The organism is Neisseria basseii, from assembly GCF_962707005.1.
GTDB lineage: Bacteria > Pseudomonadota > Gammaproteobacteria > Burkholderiales > Neisseriaceae > Neisseria > Neisseria bergeri.
Genome location: NZ_CAUIXH010000079.1, coordinates 1 through 254, shown reverse-complemented (window position 1 = coordinate 254; position 254 = coordinate 1). Strand labels below are relative to the sequence as shown.

At 52.4% G+C, this 254-nt stretch carries 1 pseudogene; it reads left to right on the top strand.

Annotation, left to right across the window (positions count from 1 at the left end):
• Positions 1-63 precede the first annotated feature (63 nt).
• Positions 64-254: pseudogene (locus Q9I99_RS11380) on the top strand (ComEA family DNA-binding protein); the annotation flags it as partial.

Sequence of the window (254 nt, the reverse complement as noted above, 5' to 3'; positions counted from 1 at the left end):
CCGATTATTCGGGGGTTTTTGCCTTACCCGCAAAGCGGGTCGGGAAATGCGGGCTTCGGGCGGATGCGGAGCTTGAAGCGTCCGGGTATTCATTTTAAAATGACGCACCTTGTCGTCCGCAGATGCGGTTTTATTGTTTGCACCCCTTAAAGGAAAAAACCATGAAGAAAATGTTCGTGCTGTTCTGTATGCTGTTCTCCTGCGCCTTCTCCCTTGCAGCGGTAAACGTCAATACCGCCTCGCAGCAGGAGCTG